Source organism: Pseudomonas sp. HMSC065H01 (genome assembly GCF_001815235.1).
Taxonomy (GTDB): domain Bacteria; phylum Pseudomonadota; class Gammaproteobacteria; order Pseudomonadales; family Pseudomonadaceae; genus Pseudomonas; species Pseudomonas aeruginosa.
In genome coordinates this window covers 30525-48747 of the sequence record NZ_KV819898.1, presented here as the reverse complement: position 1 = coordinate 48747, position 18223 = coordinate 30525, and the positions used below count along the sequence as shown (strand labels likewise).

Here is an 18223-nt window from a genome sequence, read left to right as displayed (position 1 = left end):
GTTCCGACCGTGATTCGCGCCGTTTCAGAGCCTTTGGACGGGTATTCTCGCTGTCACGGCACGAAAGTTCAGTGGCTCACCGGCGGCAGACCCATGCGCCGGCAGGCTCGATGCATCGAAGCGTTGCGCACCGCCCAGCGCAGCAAGGGTACGCTGCGCCTGACGCTGCCGCGGATCAGGCGGCGTTGTAGCGGACTGAACGGGAGGTCGAGCATCGATCCGGCCCATTCCGGCAACAGCTCGGCGCCTGCGCGCAGCATCAGCGCGCCGAACGGCCTGGCCAGGGTGCTGGGCGCTGGTGCGTTGAAGAGAATCCGCACCACTTCGCGGGTGCGTTCGTCGCAACGCAGGCGTGGACGCATCGCCTCCAGGTAGGCGGCGATCTGCTGGCGGTCGCGCGGTACCGCGCGGGCGCCGAGGCGTTCGGCGACCAGGGCGATTTCCGAGTAGTAACGGTCCTGCTCGCTGCCCGGCAGGTCGGGATTGAGATAGCGCAGGTAGGACTTGAGAAAGCTGCTGACCTCGGCGACATGCACCCAGGTCAGCAGGTCCGGGTCGCTGGCGGAGTAGGGCGTGCCGTCGGGCAACTGGCCGATGACGCTTTCGTGGATGCGCCGGACCCGCTCGATCAGTCGCTCGGCATCGGCCAGCGGGCCGTAGGTGGTGGCCGAGATGAACTGACCGGTGCGACGCAGGCGCCCGAGCAGGTCGTCGCGGAAATTGGAGTGGTCCCACACCCCCGCCAGGGCCAGCGGATGGAGCATCTGCAGGAGCAGCGCGCCGATGCCGCCGATCATCATGCTGCTGAAGTCGCCGTGGACCTTCCAGCAGGCGGCATCGGGGCCGAACAGGCCCGGATCGCCTTTCGGCGACTCGAAGTCGACACCGCCGACGGCGAGCCCGGTAAGGCTCAGCACCTGGCTTTCGATATGGCGACGGACGCTTTCCATGGGGGGCTCGCTACGACAGGGCAGGCACGAGCTTAACCCAGGCGCCGGAGAGACTGGAACCGTCCCGCGCCGCAGGGCGGCGGGACGGTTGCGCGGGTCAGCGGTTGAGGCGGTTGTCGATCAACCCCTGCACCACTCCCGGATCGGCCAGGGTCGAGGTATCGCCGAGACTGTCCAGCTCGTTGCAGGCGATCTTGCGCAGGATACGCCGCATGATCTTGCCGGAGCGGGTCTTCGGCAGGCTGGGCGCCCATTGCAGGTGATCCGGCTTGGCGAAGCTGCCGATCTCCTTGCCGACCAGGGCCAGCAATTCCTGTTGTAGCGCCTCGCTGGGCTGACTGCCGGCCATCAGGGTGACGAACGCGTAGATGGCCTGGCCCTTCACGTCATGCGGGCAGCCGACCACTGCCGCCTCGGCCACCGCATCGTGCAGGACCAGCGCGCTCTCGACCTCGGCGGTGCCGATCCGGTGTCCGGAGACATTGATCACGTCGTCGACCCGGCCGGTGATCCAGTAGTAGCCGTCCTCGTCGCGGCGCGCGCCGTCGCCGCTGAAGTAATACCCGGGGTAGGGCTTGAAGTAGGTGTCGATCATCCGCTGGTGGTCGCCGTAGACGCTGCGGATCTGACTCGGCCAACTGGCCTTGATCGCCAGTACGCCGCTGCCCGCGCCGTCGATTTCCTTGCCTTTCTCGTCGAGCAGCACGGGTTGCACGCCGAAGAACGGGCGGGTAGCCGAGCCTGGCTTTAGCGCAGTGGCGCCGGGCAACGGGGTGATCAAGATGCTGCCGGTCTCGGTCTGCCACCAGGTATCGACGATGGGGCAGCGCTTCTCGCCGACCACCTGGTAGTACCACTCCCAAGCCTCCGGGTTGATCGGCTCGCCCACCGAGCCGAGCAGGCGCAGGCTGCTGCGCGAGGTCTGGCGGACCGGGGCGTCGCCTTCGCGCATCAGCGCGCGGATCGCGGTCGGCGCGGTGTAGAAGATATTCACCTGGTGCTTGTCGATCACCTGCCAGAAGCGCGAGGCGTCCGGGTAGTTGGGCACGCCCTCGAACATGAGGGTGGTGGCACCGTTGGCCAGCGGGCCGTAGACGATATAGCTGTGTCCGGTGACCCAGCCGACGTCGGCGGTGCACCAGTAGACGTCGCCATCGTGGTAGTCGAACACGTACTTGTGGGTCATCGCCGCGCCGAGCAGGTAGCCCCCGGTGGTGTGCAACACGCCCTTCGGCTTGCCGGTGCTGCCGGAGGTATAGAGGATGAACAGCGGGTCCTCGGCGTCCATCGCTTCCGCCGGGCAGTCGGCTGAGGCCGCGTGGAGCGCCTCGTGGTACCAGATGTCGCGGCCTTCGACCCAGGGTATGTCGCCCTGGGTGCGCTCGACCACCACCACGGTAGAGACGTCCGGGCAGTCCTTCAGTGCCTTTTCCACATTCTGCTTCAGCGGGATGTACTTGCCGCCGCGCACGCCCTCGTCGGCGGTGATCATGGTGCGGCAGTCGGCATCGAGGATGCGGTCGCGCAGCGAGTCCGGCGAGAAGCCGCCGAACACCACCGAGTGCACCGCCCCGATACGGGCGCAGGCGAGCATGGCGTAGGCGGCCTCGGGAATCATCGGCATGTAGATGCAGACCCGGTCGCCCTTTTCCACGCCGCGGCTCTTCAGCACGTTAGCCAGGCGGCAGACGTTGTGGTGCAGCTTGCGGTAGGTGATGTGCGCGGATTCGCTGGGGTTGTCGCCTTCCCAGACGATCGCGATCTGTTCGCCGCGGCGTTCCAGGTGGCGATCGATGCAGTTGTAGGCGACGTTCAACTGGCCGCCCTTGAACCAGGTGGCCTGGCCTTTCCTCAGGTCGCCGTGGTGGACGCTGTGCCAGGGCTTGAACCAATCGAGGAAGGCCTTGGCCTGCTCGCCCCAGAACTCGTCGGGGTTCTCGACGGATTGGCGGTACAGGCGCTGGTAGTCGTCGTCGTTCAGGTAGGCACGCTGGCGGACGGCGTCCGGCACCGGGTGGACGCTGATCTCGAACATGGCGGTTTCCTTTGTTTTTCTGCTCCGCAAGGTGTCGAGAGACCGCACGCGGCCCCTCTCCAGGTTCGACCAAGGGTGGGCCAGGCGAGAGCCATGTTCAAGTGCCAAAGGCGCGAGCGGGGAAGGCGCCGGGGTCAATCGCCGGACGGAATGAAAAAGCCCGGCCTAGGGCCGGGCTTTGGGGAGAGGCGGATCAGCCGCGATGGCGGCCGCGGAAGAAGTCGATCAGGCCTTGGGTCGAGGCGTCCTCGGCCGGGGTTTCCTCGCTGCCGACCAGGCGCGAATAGACACCCTTGCCGAGTTCCTTGCCAAGCTCCACGCCCCATTGGTCGAAGGCGTTGATGCCCCAGAGGATGCTCTGTACGTAGACCTTGTGCTCGTACATGGCGATCAGCGCGCCGAGGCGGCGGGCGCTGATGCGCTCGACCACCAGGGTGTTGCTCGGTCGGTTGCCCGGAATCACCTTGTGCGGCGCCAGGCGCTGCACTTCGGCTTCCGGCAGGCCCTTGGCGCGCAGTTCGGCCTCGGCCTCCTCGCGGCTCTTGCCGAGCATCAGCGCCTGGCTCTGCGACAGGCAGTTGGCGTACAGCCACTGGTGATGGTCGGCCACCGGGTTGTAGCTGCTCACCGGGACGATGAAGTCCGCCGGGATCAACTGGGTGCCTTGGTGCAGCAACTGATGGTAGGCGTGCTGGCCGTTGCAGCCGACACCACCCCAGATCACCGGCCCGGTGCCGCTGGTGACCGGCGTGCCGTCCTGGCGCACGCTCTTGCCGTTGGATTCCATGTCCAGTTGTTGCAGGTGGTCGGTGATATTCCGCAGATAGTAGTCGTAGGGCAGGATCGCGTGGCTGTTCGCGCCCCAGAAGTCGCCGTACCAGACGCCGAGCAGGCCGAGCAGCACCGGGATGTTGCGTTCGAACGGCGCGGTCTGGAAATGCTGGTCCATGTTGTAGGCGCCGGACAGCAGTTCCTTGAAGTTGGAGATGCCGATGGACATGGCGATCGGCAGGCCGATGGCCGACCACAGCGAGTAGCGGCCGCCGACCCAGTCCCACATGGGGAAGATGTTTTCCTCGCGGATGCCGAAGGCGATCGCGGCTTCCTTGTTGCTGGAGACGGCGATGAAATGGCGGTAAAGCTCTTCCTCGGTGCCGCCCTGGGCCAGGTACCAGGCGCGTGCGGCCTGGGCGTTCTTCAGGGTTTCCAGGGTCCCGAAGGACTTGGAGGAAACGATGAACAGGGTGGTCTCGGCGTTCAGGCGGCTGGCCAGTTCATGGAACTCGCTACCGTCGATGTTCGCCAGGTAGTGGCAGCGCACGCCTTTCTGGGCGAACGGCAGCAAGGCTTCGGATACCAGTTGCGGGCCGAGGAAGGAGCCGCCGATGCCGATGTTCACCACGTCGGTGATCGGCTTTTCGGTATAGCCGCGCCACAGGCCGTTGTGCACGTAGCCCACCAGCTCGGTCATCTGGTGCAGGACGCGGTGGACTTCCGGCATCACGTCGACGCCATCGACCAGCACCTTGTCGCCGATCGGTCGACGCAGCGCGGTATGCAGTACCGGCCGGCGCTCGGAGGCATTGATCGCCTCGCCGTCGAACATCGCCCGGATCGCGTCGCTCAGCCGTGCTTCCTCGGCCAGCTTCACCAGCAGGTCGATGGTGTCCTGGCGAATCAGGTTCTTCGAGAAGTCGAGGAACAGCCCACAGGCGCTGAAGGAAAACCGCTTGAAGCGCTCCGGATCGTCGATGAACGCCTGGCGCATCCTGAAGTCCTGCAGTTCCTGGCGATGGGCGGCCAGGGCGCGCCAACTGTCGAGTTGCGTGGCATCCAGCGGAGTGAGGTGGTGCTTCATGGCTGACCTTCTGGTTGGAATTCGATGGCGCACTTATTTGAACATGAAAAAGCCCGGATGAAACCGGGCTTTATCCAGAGGGGGCGAGGTCAGGCGACCTGTATCGGAATCGCCTCGCTGGTATGGCTGAGCTGGTTGCCCGGCGCCATGTACAGCATGCGCGGCTTGTGGCTGGCCAGTTCGGCTTCGCTGTAGTGTGCGTAGGCGCAGATGATCACGCGGTCGCCGACCTTGGCCTTGTGTGCCGCGGCGCCGTTCACCGAGATCATCTTCGAGCCGTTCTCGGCGCGGATCGCATAGGTAGTGAAGCGCTCGCCGTTGTCGACGTTGTAGATCTGGATCTGTTCGTACTCGCGGATTCCGGAGAGGTCCAGCCAATCGCCGTCGATGGCGCAGGAGCCTTCGTAGTCGAGGACGGCATGGGTGACTTCGGCGCGATGCAACTTGGCTTTGAGCATGATGGCGTGCATGGGGCGACTCCTATCGGGTCCGCGGGGGGCGGCAGAGTATGGCGAGTCCGTGGTGAGCGCTCAAGCCCCCGGGAACCGGGGGCTCGGCATGCGTCAATCGAGGTGGACTGAGAGGTTGTCGATCAGCCGCGTACTGCCCAGGTAGGCGGCGACCAGGATCACCAGTTGGCGGTCGCCGGGTACCCCGGGGCGCAGGCTGATCGGCTCGCGGATTTCCAGGTAGTCGGGGCGCAGCCCGGCCTGTTCCAGGGCCTGGCGGGCGTCGGCGAGCAATGCCGGGAAGTCCTCGGCGCCGGCGCGGATGCGTTCGCCGAGCTGCCGCAGGGTGCGGTAGATCGCCGGGGCGGCGGCGCGCTGCTGCTCGTCGAGGTAACCGTTGCGCGAGGACAACGCCAGGCCATCGGCGGCACGCACCGTCGGCTCGCCGAAGATCTGCACCGGCAGGTTGAGGTCGCGGACCAGCTTGCGGATCACCGCCAACTGCTGGAAATCCTTTTCGCCGAACAGCGCGAGGTCCGGCTGGACCATGTTCAGCAGCTTGCTGACCACGGTCGCCACGCCTTCGAAATGGCCGGGACGACTGGCGCCGCAAAGGCCTTCGGAGACGCCGGGAACATGGATGCGGGTCTGCCCGTCCATGCCGTCGGGGTACATTTCCTCGACGGTCGGGGTGAACAGCAGGTGGCAGCCGGCTTCGAGCAGGCGTTCCTGGTCGGCTGCGAGGGTCCGCGGGTATGTGTCGAGGTCTTCGCTGGGGCCGAATTGCAGCGGGTTGACGAAGATGCTGACGACCACGAAGTCGGCGCGCTCGCCGGCTTTCTTTACCAGCGCGGCATGGCCGGCGTGGAGGTTGCCCATGGTCGGCACGAAGCCGATGCGCTTGCCTTCGCTGCGGGCGCGCGCCACCGCGGCGCGCAGTTCACGGACGGTCTTGACGGTGTTCATGCGTTGAATCCGTGTTCGGCGGCGGGGAAGGACACGTCCTTGACGGCGCGGACATAGGCCGCGATGGCGGCCGGGATGCTCTCCTGGCCTTGCATGAAATCCTTGACGAACTTGGGCGAGCGGCCGGTCAGCGAGAGACCGAGCATGTCGTGCATGACCAGCACCTGGCCATCGGTCGCCGCACCGGCGCCAATCCCGATCACCGGGATCTTCACCGCCTGGGTGATCTCTTCGGCCAGCACGCTGGGCACGCACTCCAGCAGCAGCATGGCGGCGCCGGCCTGCTCCAGGGCGATGGCATCGGCGCGCAACTGGCGCGCCTGGGTTTCCTGGCGGCCCTGGACCTTGAAGCCGCCGAACAGGTTGACCGCCTGCGGGGTCAGGCCGAGATGCGCGCAGACCGGCACGCCCATCTGTGCCAGGCGGGCGATCGGCTCCGCCAGCCAGGCCCCACCCTCCAGCTTGACCATGTGTGCGCCGGCCTGCATCAGGCGGACCGCGTCGGCAAGGGTCTGGGCCACGGAATGGCTGGATTCGAAGGCCAGGTCGGTGACGATCAGGGAACCTTTGTTACCGCGTTTCACGCAGGCCGTGTGATAGGCCATTTCCTCGTTGCTGACCGGCAGGGTGCTGTCGTGACCCTGCAATACCATTCCGAGCGAATCTCCGACCAGAAGCACGTCCACGCCGGCCTGGCTGGCGGTGTGGGCGAAGGTGGCGTCGTAGCAGGTCAGCATGGCGATCTTCTCGCCGCTCTGCTTCAACCCTTGCAGGGTGGTCAGGGTTACATCAGGCATGGAAAGGCTCCTCGTTGGGCCGGTGATGAGCCGGCGCGGGGCAAACGGCCACTTATAGTCCGGATGGGGTGGCTCGAAGTCAATTGCAGGTGTTACCGCATTGTTACGGCGTTACTGCCACTGCCGAACGCCGCGCCGCCTGCGGTTGCGCGCGCAGTGTACGCCCATCCGCGGCGTCCTTCGTCAGCTTTTCGGTAACAGTGTGAAGAGCCCGCCGCGAGGTATCCGCGCAGCGGCGGGCAGGCAGGGTCAGGCGCCCGGAAGGCGTTCGATGCCCTCGAACGGACAGGCCGCGAGCAGCTCCGGCAGGTGGCGGCCATCGGGCAGGCGCAGGTCGGGGGCGAGATCTGCGAGGGGATAGAGCACGAAAGCGCGCGCCTGCATGTGGTAGTGCGGCACCTTCAGGCGCGGCAGGTCGAGCAATTGTTCGCCGAACAGCAGGATGTCCAGGTCGAGCGTGCGCGGACCCCAGCGCAGGTCGCGGACGCGCCCCTGTTCCAGTTCGATGGCCTGCAGGGCGTCGAGCAGGTCGAGCGGCGCCAGGTTGGTGTCGAGGGCCGCCACGCCGTTGACGAAGCGCGGCTGGTCGGCGGGGCCGAGCGGGTCGCTGATATAGAGCGGCGAGACGGCGACCAGGCGGGTCTCGGGAAGCCGCTCGAAGGCGTCGAGGGCAGCCTGGATCTGCTCGCGCGGTTCGGCCAGGTTGCTGCCCAGCGCCACGTAGACGCGCTGGATCATTCGCCGCTTCCGCCGCTGCCTTCCTTGCGCGGCCCGCGGCGCCGACGGCCGCTGTTGCCGCCGCGGCGACGCTTGCGCGGGGCGCTGCCGTCTTCCTGGCTGACCAGGTCGCGGATCATGTTGCGCCGCTCGCTGTCGCTGACTTCCTGGTAATCGGTCCACCATTGGCCAAGCCCTTCGGTTTCCTCGCCGGCGCTTTCGCGCAGCAGGAGGAAGTCGTAGCCGGCGCGGAAGCGCGGGTTTTCCAGGAGCAGGTCGGCGCGCTTGCCCTGGCGTCGCGGCAGACGTTCCTGCATATCCCAGATCTCGCGGATCGGCAGGGTGAAACGCTTGGGAATGGCAATCCGCTGGCACTGTTCGCTGATCAGTTCGTGGGCGGCTTCCTGCATCGCCGGGATAGCCGGCATGCCTTTCTCCTGCAACTGCGCGACGCGCGCCGGCAGGGCCGGCCAGAGCAGCGCGGCGAAGAGGAAGGCCGGGGTTACCGGCTTGCCCTGGCGAATGCGCGCATCGGTATTGGCCAGGGCCTGGCGGATCAGCTTGCCGGTGTAGTCGGGGTTGGCCTGCAGTGCCTTGGCGCTGGCCGGGAACAGCGGCGCGAACAGTTCGTACTCGACCAGCAGTTCGAAAGTGCGCTCGGCCCGGCCGGCGAGGAACAGCTTGAGCACCTCGTCGAACAGGCGCGCCGAAGGGATTTCCCGCAGCAGCGGGGCCAGCCGGCGAATCGGCGCGGCGCTGTGCTTCTCGATCTCGAAGTCGAGCTTGGCGGCGAAACGTACCGCCCGCAGCATCCGCACCGGGTCTTCCAGATAACGCTGCTCCGGATCGCCGATCAGGCGGATCAGGCGATTGCGGATGTCGTGAACGCCATTGGCGTAGTCCAGCAGCCGCTCGCTGGTGACGTCGAAGTACAGGGCATTGATGGTGAAGTCACGGCGCTGGGCGTCGTCTTCCAGGCTGCCATAGACGTTGTCGCGCAGGATGCGGCCGCTTTCGTTGCTGGACGCGCGGCTATCGCCATCGTCCTGGCCTTCCGGATGATGGGCGCGGAAGGTGGCGACCTCGATGATCTCGCGGCCGAAGTGCACGTGTACCAGTTTGAAGCGGCGGCCGATGATCCGCGCGTTGCGGAATTCGGCGCGGACCTGCTCCGGCGTGGCGCTGGTGGCGACATCGAAGTCCTTGGGAGCGATGCCGAGCATCTGGTCGCGTACGCAGCCCCCGACCACGTAGGCCTGGTAGCCGGCCCGCTGGAGGATCTCGACGACCTTGACGGCGTTCCGGCTGAACTGGTCCCGGCGCAGGGAGTGCTGGTTGTTACCGATGACTTCCGGGGTTGTACGGACGGCGCGCGGACGGCGCAGGGGGGAACGAATGGTCTGGATCAGCTTTTTCAGCATGGATGTGTTATCGGGAGCACGATGTGGGTGATTGCACGCCTGCGTTGCTCAAACAGGACGGACGTCGGGTAATGCTGCGGCATTATCAGGACCTCTCGGGCGAGGCGTGTTCTGTACCCGTTGAATGTTTGGCCCCGCGACGCACAGGGCGTCCCGGGCGCCGGAACCGACTGCGCCATGCATCCTGACAGAAACGAACAGGGGCCGTACATCCTGTTCCCGCGAAGCGGGAGAGGGCCGGGAAGGCTGCGGTGAATCTGGCAAGGCATGCGGATGGCCGCATAGTCTGCGCGGATTCTAGCATTGGATGGGGAAATGGTGTAAGGCGAAGGAAAAACGGGGAAAACGGAGGGAGGTGGTGAAGCTACTGGGGGAGCCGAAGCTCCCCCCCAAGTAGGTGCGTGCTTTGTTTTTATTATGATTTCGGGCTTGTTGTTTTTGTTTGTCGACCCGTCCCTTGAGCCAGTCGCTTCAGGGATATCTCCCAGGCTGGGAGTTCAATAGCAAACGGATTGCTTTGGTCGCTGATGCTGCCATGATCGTCGAGCGATCCAACCAGTCTGTGCGCTGCCTCGAGGCAGTTTTATTCTTCTTCCGACTGGCTGCGGGACGGGTCCCGACAGCAACTCCTCTCCAAAAGAATCAGTTAGCTGCGCCTCCGCGATTTTGTTTTTGTTGTGCTGGAGTCGTTACGTGTTGTTTTTATTGTCTTCGTCGTTGCTTGTTATTGTTGTTGTGCCAATACATAAGCAGATGCCGTGCCAGTTTTTCGAAACCCAGTAAAATCAAGGGGTTGAGGTTTTCGGTGGGTCGGCGGAGGGCACAAAAAAACCGGGTTCCCGTTACCGATGAACCCGGTTTCTGTTACGCGGTACGTCCGCGGTAACAGGTTGCAGGGTGTTACGAGTCGGCCGAGGCCCCTGATTTACGCCGCGGAATGCCCAGGCGCTGGCGGCGTTCCCACAGGCATTTGCGGCTGATGCCCAGCTTGCGGGCCAGCTCGGTCTCGGTCATGTGGTCCTGGTGCTCGAGGACGAAGTGCTGGAAGTAGTCTTCCAGCGAAAGGTCCTCGGTGGGCTCGTGGTTGCTGGCCGCGGCGCCCGCCGGGCCGAGGCCGAGGTCGGCGGCGAAGTCGTCCTCGAGGTCGTCCAGCTCGATGTCGATACCCAGCAGGTCGGCGTGGATTTCCTGGCTCTCGCTGAGGATCACCGCCCGCTCGATGGCGTTTTCCAGTTCGCGCACGTTGCCCGGCCATGGGTAATGGCGGATCGCCTGTTCGGCGTCGTGGGCGAAGCTGAGCGGCGCGCGCCCCATCCGGGTGCACTGGCGAGCCAGAAAGGCGCGGGCGATCTCCATCACGTCGTTGCCACGCTCGCGCAGGGCGGGCAGCTTCAGCGAGATCACATGCAGGCGGTAATAGAGGTCTTCGCGGAATTGCCCGGTCTTGGCCAGGGTTTTCAGGTCGCGGTGGGTGGCGGCGATCAGGCGCACGTCGACCTTCTGCGATTGCACCGAGCCGACCCGGCGGATCTCGCCTTCCTGCAATACGCGCAGCAGGCGGGCCTGGGCCTCCAGCGGCAGTTCGCCGATCTCGTCGAGGAACAGGGTGCCGCCGTCGGCCGCTTCGACCAGCCCGGCGCGCCCGGCGCTGGCACCGGTGAAGGCGCCTTTTTCATGGCCGAACAGCTCGGATTCGATCAGGGTTTCCGGAATCGCCGCACAGTTCACCGAGATCAGCGGCGCCTTGGCGCGCTTCGACAGGTTGTGCAGGGCGCGGGCGACCAGTTCCTTGCCGGTGCCGGACTCGCCCTGGATCAGTACCGTAGAGTCGGTCGGCGCGACCTTGCGAATCTTGCTGTACAGCTCTTGCATCGGCGCACAGGAGCCGATGATGCCTATCTCGCCGTCGGCTGCCGCCGGGCTGGCGCCGCGCTCGCCGCCGGCCTTGCCGCCGTTGGCGGAGACCGGGGCCGCGCTGCGGTTCTCCTGGCGGTCCTTGAGGATGCGCGCCACGGCCTGGAGCATTTCGTCGTGGTCGAAAGGCTTGGCGATGTAGTCCACCGCGCCCATCTTCATCGAATCCACCGCCGAACGCAGGCTGGCGTAGCTGGTCATGATCAGCACCGGAATGCCTTCGGCGAGCTTGATCAGTTCGGTGCCGGGGGCGCCCGGCAGGCGCAGGTCGCTGACCACCATGTCGAAGGAGGGGATGGTGTAGCGCTCCTGGGCTTCCTGCACCGAGCCGGCTTCGCTGACCTGGTACTGGTTGCGCTCCAGCAGGCGTCGCAATGCAGATCGGATAATGGTTTCGTCTTCGACGATCAGAATATGTGCCATGTATTCAGCTCTCTCGACGTGCTCGTCTACAGCTCGGCCGTCGGGCCAGGGTGCCGCGGCAGGGTCACGCGGAAGCGGGTGCCGCCTTCTCGCTGGTGATCCGTCGGGCTCTCGATGGTTATCTGTCCATAATGCTCTTCCACGATCGAATAGACCAGTGCGAGGCCGAGCCCGGTCCCCTTGCCGGGGTCCTTGGTGGTGAAGAACGGTTCGAACAACTGGTCCATGATCGCCTTCGGGATGCCGCTGCCCTCGTCCTCGACGACCAGGTCCACGGTATGTTCCGAGGCTTCGCTGCGGACCCGGATCGCGCCGCCCGGCGGGCTGGCGTCGCGAGCATTGGAGAGCAGGTTGATCAGCACCTGGGCCAGGCGCTGCGAGTCGCCCTCGACCCAGTGCGCCGGATCGCAGAGGTTGAAGAACTCTACTTCGACGCTACGCCGGTTCAGCGACAGCAGTCCGATGGCCTCCTGGGCGACTTCGCTCAGGCACACCGGTTCCAGGGCCTGCAGGTGGCTGCCGGAGTGGGCGAAGCTCATCAACGACTGGACGATGCGCGATACGCGCTTGGTCTGGTCGAGGATCTGCTCGCTGATCTCGGTCAGCTCGCCGTCGCCTTCGCGTTCCTCGCGCAGGTTCTGCGCCAGGCAGGCGATGCCGGTGATCGGATTGCCGATCTCGTGGGCCACCCCGGCGGCAAGGCGGCCGATGGAAGCCAGGCGCTCGGAGTGGACCAGCTTGTCTTCCAACAGTTGGGTTTCGGTGAGGTCTTCCACCAGTAGCACCAGGCCGCTGTTGCCCGGCGCCAGGGGTTCCTCGATGGCCGCCTTGTGCAGGTTCAGCCAGCGGGTGTGGCCGTCGTAGACCAGGCGCTGCTTGTGCAGGTGCTCGTCGGGGGCGTCGATGAAACGTTCCAGCAGGCCCTTCCAGGGTTCGGGCAAGGCCGACAGGCGCGAACCGACGACCTTCTGCGCGCCGACCCCGGTGAGTTCCTCGATGGCGCGGTTCCACATCAACACTTCCTGGTCCTTGGCCAGGGAGCAGACGCCCATCGGCAGGTCTTGCAGGGTCTGCCGGTGGTAGCGGCGCAAGGTGTCGAGTTCGGCAGCCAGGCCAGTCAGCCGGGAGTGATAGTCCTCCAGGCGGCTCTCGATGAAGTGGATGTCCTCGGTGACGTAGCTTTCTTCGCTGGTCTTGTAGGGAAGGAAGGTCTCCACGATGTCCTGGGCGACACTGGGTCCCATCAGCCCGGAAAGGTTCGCCTCGATGCGGTCGCGCAAGCGACGCAGGGCATAGGGGCGACGTTCGTCGAAGGGCAGGTGGAGATCGCGCAGGGCCTGCTCGACCTCCTTCTGCGCGGTCTTGGCGCCCAGCGGCTTGGCCAACTGGCTGGCGAACTCCTGCGGCGAACCGGCGAACAGTTCGCGGCGTTGCGGACGGCGTACGTTGTCCACCGCGCAGGCCTCGGCGGCGCCTTTTTCCTCGTCGCTGGCCTCGGTGAACAGCGACACCAGGGTGAATACCAGCACGTTGGCCGCCAGCGAGGACAGCGCCGCCAGGTGCCAGTTCGAATCGTCCAGCACGTAGATCACGTCGAACAGCGGCAGGTACAGGCCCTGTACGTTCCCCATCAGGGGCAGCAGCATGGTGATCGCCCAGACCAGCATGCCGGCGATCAGCCCGGAGATGAAGCCACGGCGGTTGGCGGTCGGCCAGTACAGCACCGAGAGGGCGCCGGGAAGGAATTGCAGGGTGGCGACGAAGGACACTATGCCCAGGTTGGAGAGGTCCTGTTCGGCGCCCAGCAGCAGGTAGAAGGCGTAGCTGGCCATGATGATGGCGACGATCAGCAGGCGCCGGGTCCATTTCAGCCAGCGGTAGATGTTGCCCTGCGCCGGCGGCTGGTAGAGCGGCAGCACCAGGTGGTTGAGGACCATTCCCGAGAGCGCCAGGGTCATCACGATAGTCAGCCCGCTGGCGGCGGAGATGCCGCCGATGAAGGCGGCCAGGGCCAGGGCCGGGCTGTCCACCGCCAGGCCGAGGCCGATGGTGTAGTACTCCGGTGTGGTCGAGGCGCCGAGGCGCAGCCCGGCCCAGAGGATCGGCGGTACCGCAAGGCTCATCAGCAGCAGGAACAGCGGCAGGCCCCAACTGGCGGAAATCAGCGCGCGCGGGTTGAGGTTCTCGGTGAAGATCATGTGGAACATGTGCGGCATCACGATGGCCGCGGCGAAGAACACCAGCAGCAGCGTTCGCCATGGACCCTCGGCCAGCGGCGTGTGCAGGGTGGTCAGCGCGGTCTGGTTCTGCAGCAGCCAGACTTCCAGGCCTTCCGGCCCGCCGAAGACGCCGTACAGGGCGTAGAGGCCGATACTGCCGAGCATCACCAGCTTGACCAGCGACTCGAAGGCGATGGCGAACACCAGTCCCTCGTGGCGTTCGCGGGTGGCGATGTGGCGAGCGCCGAAGAGGATCGCGAACAGGGTGATCAGGGTGCAGAAGACGAACGCGACCCGCTCCTGGGCCGGGTCGCGGGTGAGAATGCTGATCGAGTCGGTGACCGCCTGGATCTGCAGGGCCAGCATCGGCAGCACGCCGATCAGCATGAACAGCGTGGTCAGGGCGCCGGCCCAGGTACTGCGGAAACGGAAGGCGAAGAGGTCGGCCAGCGAGGACAGCTGGTAGGCGCGTGTCACCCGGAGGATCGGATAGAGCAGCACCGGGGCGAGCAGGAAGGCCCCGGAAATCCCCAGGTAGATGGCGAGGAACCCGTAGCCGTACTGGTAGGCCAGGCCTACCGTGCCGTAGAACGCCCAGGCACTGGCGTAGACGCCCAGCGACAGGGTGTAGACCAGCGGGTGGCGTACCAGCCGGCGCGGCACGTAGCCGCGCTCGGTGATCCAGGCGATGCCGAAGAGGGTGGAGAGGTAGGCGACGCTGATCAGGATCAGCTGGGTCAGGCTAAAGCTCGTCAGCATCGCGCTGGCTCTGCAGGATGAAAGTGACCACGATGAGGATCAGCCACAGCAGGTACGGGCGGTACCAGGCGCCGTTGGGGTCGATCCACCAGTCCATGATGGCGGGGGAAAAGAGATAGATGCCCACGACCAGGAGCAGGACCAGTCGGTAGATGTACATGCCGCTTCCCTCATGCTTGGGCCGGCAGGCTACAGGCTGCGGGTGGGTGCCGGCAAGCCGCCGGGCGGGCTACAGGCGTTCCTCGGGAAGGGTAGCGCAGCGCGGGATGCGCGTGGCGTCCCAGTGCGCGACGCCCCAGGCCAGCGCCTCGCTGGCGCTGGCCTGGGCCAGTTCGGCCGGCGGCCGCTGGCCGAGCGCGCGCAGGGCGCGGGTCAGCGGCGCGGCGGCCTGCTCGGCGGGCAGTGGCGGGGAGCGGTAGGACTTGCCGAGCTTGTGCCCGTCCGGCTGGACGATCAGCGGCACGTGCAGGTAGCGCGGCTGGCTCAACCCCAGCAATTCCTGGAGGTAAAGCTGGCGCGGGGTCGAGTCGAGCAGGTCGGCGCCGCGGACGATGTCGGTGATGCCCTGCCAGGCGTCGTCCAGCACCACCGCCAGTTGGTAGGCGTAGAAGCCATCGCGGCGCTGGATGACGAAATCGCCGACCTCGCGGCCGAGATGCTGGCGGACTTCGCCCTGCACGCGGTCGACGAAGCGATATTCCAGCTCCGGCACGCGCAGGCGGATCGCCGCATCCTCGCGGGCGTGCCCGGCGTCGCGGCAGAAGCCCGGGTAGATCCCGGCGAATCCCTCAAGCTGCTTGCGCGAGCAAGTGCAGGCGTAGGCCAGGCCGCTGCGCAGCAGTTGCTCGACCACTGCGGCGTAGGCCGGGAAGCGTTCGCTCTGCCGCTCCACCGCGCCGTCCCATTCGAAGCCGTAGCGCTCCAGGGTTTCCAGGATCGCCTGCTGGGCGCCCGGGACTTCGCGGGGCGGGTCGAGGTCCTCCATGCGCACTAGCCAGCGGCCGCCGACGGCACGTGCGTCCAGGTAGGAGGCGACGGCCGCCACCAGGGAACCGAAGTGCAGGTAGCCGCTGGGCGTCGGGGCGAAGCGGCCTACATAGGAAGAACTCATGGCGCGGGCGGTGCGGCGGGGAACGGCGGAAACGAAACGGGGCGCCTTGGCGCCCCGTCGGTCCGGCTCAGGAGCCGAGTTGCTTCTCGCGGATTTCCGCGAGGGTCTTGCAGTCGATGCAGAGGGTTGCGGTGGGGCGCGCCTCCAGGCGACGGATGCCGATCTCGACGCCGCAGGAGTCGCACCAGCCGTACTCTTCGTCTTCGATCAGTTGCAGGGTCTCGTCGATCTTCTTGATCAGCTTGCGCTCGCGGTCGCGGGCGCGCAGTTCCAGGCTGAATTCTTCTTCCTGGCTGGCGCGGTCGGCCGGATCGGGGAAGTTGGCCGCTTCGTCCTGCATGTGATGCACGGTACGGTCGACCTCTTCCATCAGCTCCTGTTTCCATTTGTTCAGGATCGCGGTGAAGTGCGCGCGCATGCGCTCGCTCATGTACTCCTCGCCCTTGGTTTCCTGATAGGGTTCGAAGCCGCGGGTCATCTGCTGGCTGCTCTGTTGTTTTGCTTTGGTGGACATGAATGGCCGCCTCTCACTTTCGCTAATCCTGTCCGCGGCAGGGTTCCCTCGCCGGCTCTCCGGCCCCGCGGTCGCAAGCGGGCGAACTTACCAGAACGATAACCTTGGCGCTACTCCCGGTTGTCGAGGCTGGTGTCGCCCGCGTAATGGCTTGGTTAGAATCGGTTTTTCCTCGCAAAGTTCGGAATATCCATGGCTACCTCCTATAGCGCGCGCAGTCGGGCCATCGAGCCTTTCCATGTCATGGCCCTGCTGGCGCGGGCCAACGAGTTGCAGGCCGCCGGCCACGATGTGATCCACCTGGAGATCGGCGAGCCGGACTTCACCACGGCCGAGCCGATCGTCGAGGCCGGGCGCGCCGCCCTGGCCGCCGGGCATACCCGCTACACCGCCGCCCGCGGCCTGCCGGCGCTGCGCGAGGCGATCGCGAAATTCTACTGCGAACGCTACGGGGTCGACCTCGACCCGCAGCGCGTGCTGGTCACTCCGGGCGGCTCCGGCGCCCTGCTGCTGGCCAGCAGCTTGCTGGTCGACCCCGGCCGCCACTGGTTGCTCGCCGACCCGGGCTACCCGTGCAACAGGCATTTCCTGCGCCTGGTGGAAGGCGCCGCGCAACTGGTGCCGGTGGGGCCGGACAGCCGTTACCAACTGACGCCGGATCTCATCGAGCGGCACTGGGATTCAGACAGTGTAGGCGCTCTGGTGGCGACGCCGGCGAATCCGACCGGGACCCTGCTCGATCGCGACGAACTGGCCGGCCTGTCGGGCGCCTTGAAGGCCCGCGGCGGGCACCTAGTGGTGGACGAGATCTATCACGGTCTGACCTATGGCGTGGACGCCGCCTCGGTGCTGGAAGTCGACGACGACGCTTTCGTCCTGAATAGTTTTTCCAAGTATTTCGGCATGACCGGCTGGCGCCTGGGCTGGCTGGTGGCGCCGGCAGCGGCGGTGCCTGAGCTGGAGAAGCTGGCGCAGAACCTCTACATCAGCGCGCCGAGCATGGCCCAGCAGGCCGCGCTGGCCTGTTTCGAGCCGACCACCATCGCCATTCTCGAAGAGCGTCGCGAAGAGTTCGCCCGCCGTCGCGACTTCCTCCTGCCGGCCCTGCGCGAGCTGGGTTTCGGAATCGCCGTGGAGCCTGAAGGCGCCTTCTATCTCTACGCCGATATCAGCGCGTTCGGCGGCGATGCCTACGCCTTCTGCAAGCACTTCATCGAGACCGAGCACGTTGCCTTCACCCCGGGGCTGGATTTCGGCCGCCACCAGGCCGGCCACCACGTGCGTTTCGCCTATACCCAGAACCTGCCGCGCCTGCAGGAAGCGGTGGAGCGGATCGCCTGCGGCCTGAAGAACTGGCGGCCCTGATGCGTTTCGAGCAGCCACTGGAAGAAGGCCGCCTGCTGCGTCGCTACAAGCGTTTCCTCGCCGATATCGAGAGCGCCGGCGGCGAGCGCCTGACCATCCACTGTCCGAATACCGGTTCGATGCTCAATTGCATGAGCGAAGGCTGCCGGGTCTGGTTCAGCCGCTCCAACGACCCCAAGCGCAAGCTGCCGGGGACCTGGGAGCTGAGCGAGACCCCGCAGGGCCGCCTGGCCTGCGTCAACACGGCGCGGGCCAACCGCCTGGTAGAGGAGGCGCTGCTGGCCGGGGACATCGCGGAGCTTGCCGGTTTCACCGCTCTGCGCCGGGAAGTGGCCTACGGCGTGGAGAACAGTCGCGCCGACTTTCGCCTGGAATACCCCACGGGCGCACTGTTCATCGAGGTGAAGAGCGTCACCCTGGGCTTCGACGAAACCGCCGTGGCGGCCTTTCCCGACGCGGTGACGCTGCGCGGCGCCAAGCACCTGCGCGAACTGGCGGCGCTGGCGCGGGAGGGGATCCGCGCGGTGCAGCTGTACTGCGTGAACCTTTCCGGGGTCGAGGCGGTGCGCCCCGCCGACGAGATCGATCCAGCCTATGGCAAGGCGTTGCGCGAGGCGGCGCAAGCGGGCGTCGAGGTGCTGGCCTATGGCGCCGAGGTGACGACGGAAGGATTGCACCTGGCGCGGCGCCTCCCGGTGCGACTCTGAGGCACAGCCGCGCCGTGG

The 18223-nt window shown here is 66.1% G+C and carries 15 protein-coding genes; 2 read left to right on the top strand and 13 right to left on the bottom strand.

The annotated features are described in order from the left end of the window. Positions 1 to 68: 68 nt before the first annotated feature. The 13 genes from HMPREF3014_RS18700 to dksA all read right to left on the bottom strand — a co-directional run bounded on the left by HMPREF3014_RS18700 (position 69) and on the right by dksA (position 16133). Positions 69 to 950, bottom strand: a complete 882-nt coding sequence (locus tag HMPREF3014_RS18700) for an oxygenase MpaB family protein (protein ID WP_003113910.1) — start codon at positions 948 to 950, stop codon at positions 69 to 71. Positions 951 to 1047: 97 nt separating this feature from the next. Beyond that, positions 1048 to 2985 carry an acetate--CoA ligase gene (gene acs, locus HMPREF3014_RS18695; protein WP_023087840.1) on the bottom strand — a complete coding sequence of 646 codons (1938 nt, stop codon included), beginning with the start codon at positions 2983 to 2985 and terminating at the stop codon, positions 1048 to 1050. A 193-nt stretch (positions 2986 to 3178) separates the two neighbouring features. Further along, the gene (pgi, locus tag HMPREF3014_RS18690; RefSeq protein ID WP_003100194.1) at positions 3179 to 4843 is read right to left on the bottom strand and encodes a glucose-6-phosphate isomerase; all 1665 of its coding nucleotides are present in this window, start codon (positions 4841 to 4843) and stop codon (positions 3179 to 3181) included. A gap of 89 nt (positions 4844 to 4932) precedes the next feature. Further along, positions 4933 to 5313 (bottom strand): aspartate 1-decarboxylase, encoded by a 381-nt coding sequence (gene panD / locus HMPREF3014_RS18685; RefSeq protein ID WP_003095150.1) that lies wholly within the window; start codon positions 5311 to 5313, stop codon positions 4933 to 4935. A gap of 93 nt (positions 5314 to 5406) precedes the next feature. Next, positions 5407 to 6258 carry a pantoate--beta-alanine ligase gene (panC, locus tag HMPREF3014_RS18680; protein WP_003457159.1) on the bottom strand — a complete coding sequence of 284 codons (852 nt, stop codon included), beginning with the start codon at positions 6256 to 6258 and terminating at the stop codon, positions 5407 to 5409. After that, positions 6255 to 7055, bottom strand: coding sequence for a 3-methyl-2-oxobutanoate hydroxymethyltransferase (gene panB / locus HMPREF3014_RS18675; RefSeq protein WP_003095147.1), 801 nt, complete (start codon positions 7053 to 7055; stop codon positions 6255 to 6257). The genes panC and panB overlap by 4 nt, the downstream gene beginning before the upstream one ends. Positions 7056 to 7304: 249 nt before the next feature. After that, positions 7305 to 7793: a 2-amino-4-hydroxy-6-hydroxymethyldihydropteridine diphosphokinase gene (gene folK, locus HMPREF3014_RS18670; protein ID WP_003095144.1), complete on the bottom strand. Its 489-nt coding sequence runs from the start codon at positions 7791 to 7793 to the stop codon at positions 7305 to 7307. Continuing rightward, entirely contained in the window at positions 7790 to 9193 is a 1404-nt protein-coding gene (locus HMPREF3014_RS18665) for a polynucleotide adenylyltransferase PcnB (protein WP_003095142.1), read from the bottom strand. Before HMPREF3014_RS18665 ends, folK begins: the two co-directional genes overlap by 4 nt. Positions 9194 to 10093: 900 nt before the next feature. Then, the gene (cbrB, locus tag HMPREF3014_RS18660; protein ID WP_003095138.1) at positions 10094 to 11530 is read right to left on the bottom strand and encodes a two-component system response regulator CbrB; all 1437 of its coding nucleotides are present in this window, start codon (positions 11528 to 11530) and stop codon (positions 10094 to 10096) included. A gap of 26 nt (positions 11531 to 11556) precedes the next feature. Beyond that, positions 11557 to 14508, bottom strand: a complete 2952-nt coding sequence (gene cbrA / locus HMPREF3014_RS18655) for a two-component system sensor histidine kinase CbrA (protein WP_003095132.1) — start codon at positions 14506 to 14508, stop codon at positions 11557 to 11559. Then, entirely contained in the window at positions 14492 to 14668 is a 177-nt protein-coding gene (locus HMPREF3014_RS18650) for a hypothetical protein (RefSeq protein ID WP_003095129.1), read from the bottom strand. The genes cbrA and HMPREF3014_RS18650 overlap by 17 nt, the downstream gene beginning before the upstream one ends. A 69-nt stretch (positions 14669 to 14737) precedes the next feature. Continuing rightward, entirely contained in the window at positions 14738 to 15619 is an 882-nt protein-coding gene (gluQRS, locus tag HMPREF3014_RS18645; RefSeq protein WP_003100186.1) for a tRNA glutamyl-Q(34) synthetase GluQRS, read from the bottom strand. A 67-nt stretch (positions 15620 to 15686) separates the two neighbouring features. Next, positions 15687 to 16133 carry an RNA polymerase-binding protein DksA gene (gene dksA, locus HMPREF3014_RS18640; RefSeq protein WP_003095122.1) on the bottom strand — a complete coding sequence of 149 codons (447 nt, stop codon included), beginning with the start codon at positions 16131 to 16133 and terminating at the stop codon, positions 15687 to 15689. Positions 16134 to 16325: 192 nt separating this feature from the next. Between dksA and HMPREF3014_RS18635 the strand changes: the two genes are divergently transcribed. Both HMPREF3014_RS18635 and sfsA read left to right on the top strand, forming a co-directional pair. Beyond that, on the top strand, positions 16326 to 17498 hold the full coding sequence (locus HMPREF3014_RS18635) for a pyridoxal phosphate-dependent aminotransferase (RefSeq protein ID WP_023087839.1): 1173 nt from the start codon (positions 16326 to 16328) through the stop codon (positions 17496 to 17498). After that, the gene (gene sfsA, locus HMPREF3014_RS18630; RefSeq protein WP_003100180.1) at positions 17498 to 18205 is read left to right on the top strand and encodes a DNA/RNA nuclease SfsA; all 708 of its coding nucleotides are present in this window, start codon (positions 17498 to 17500) and stop codon (positions 18203 to 18205) included. Before HMPREF3014_RS18635 ends, sfsA begins: the two co-directional genes overlap by 1 nt. Positions 18206 to 18223: the final 18 nt, after the last annotated feature.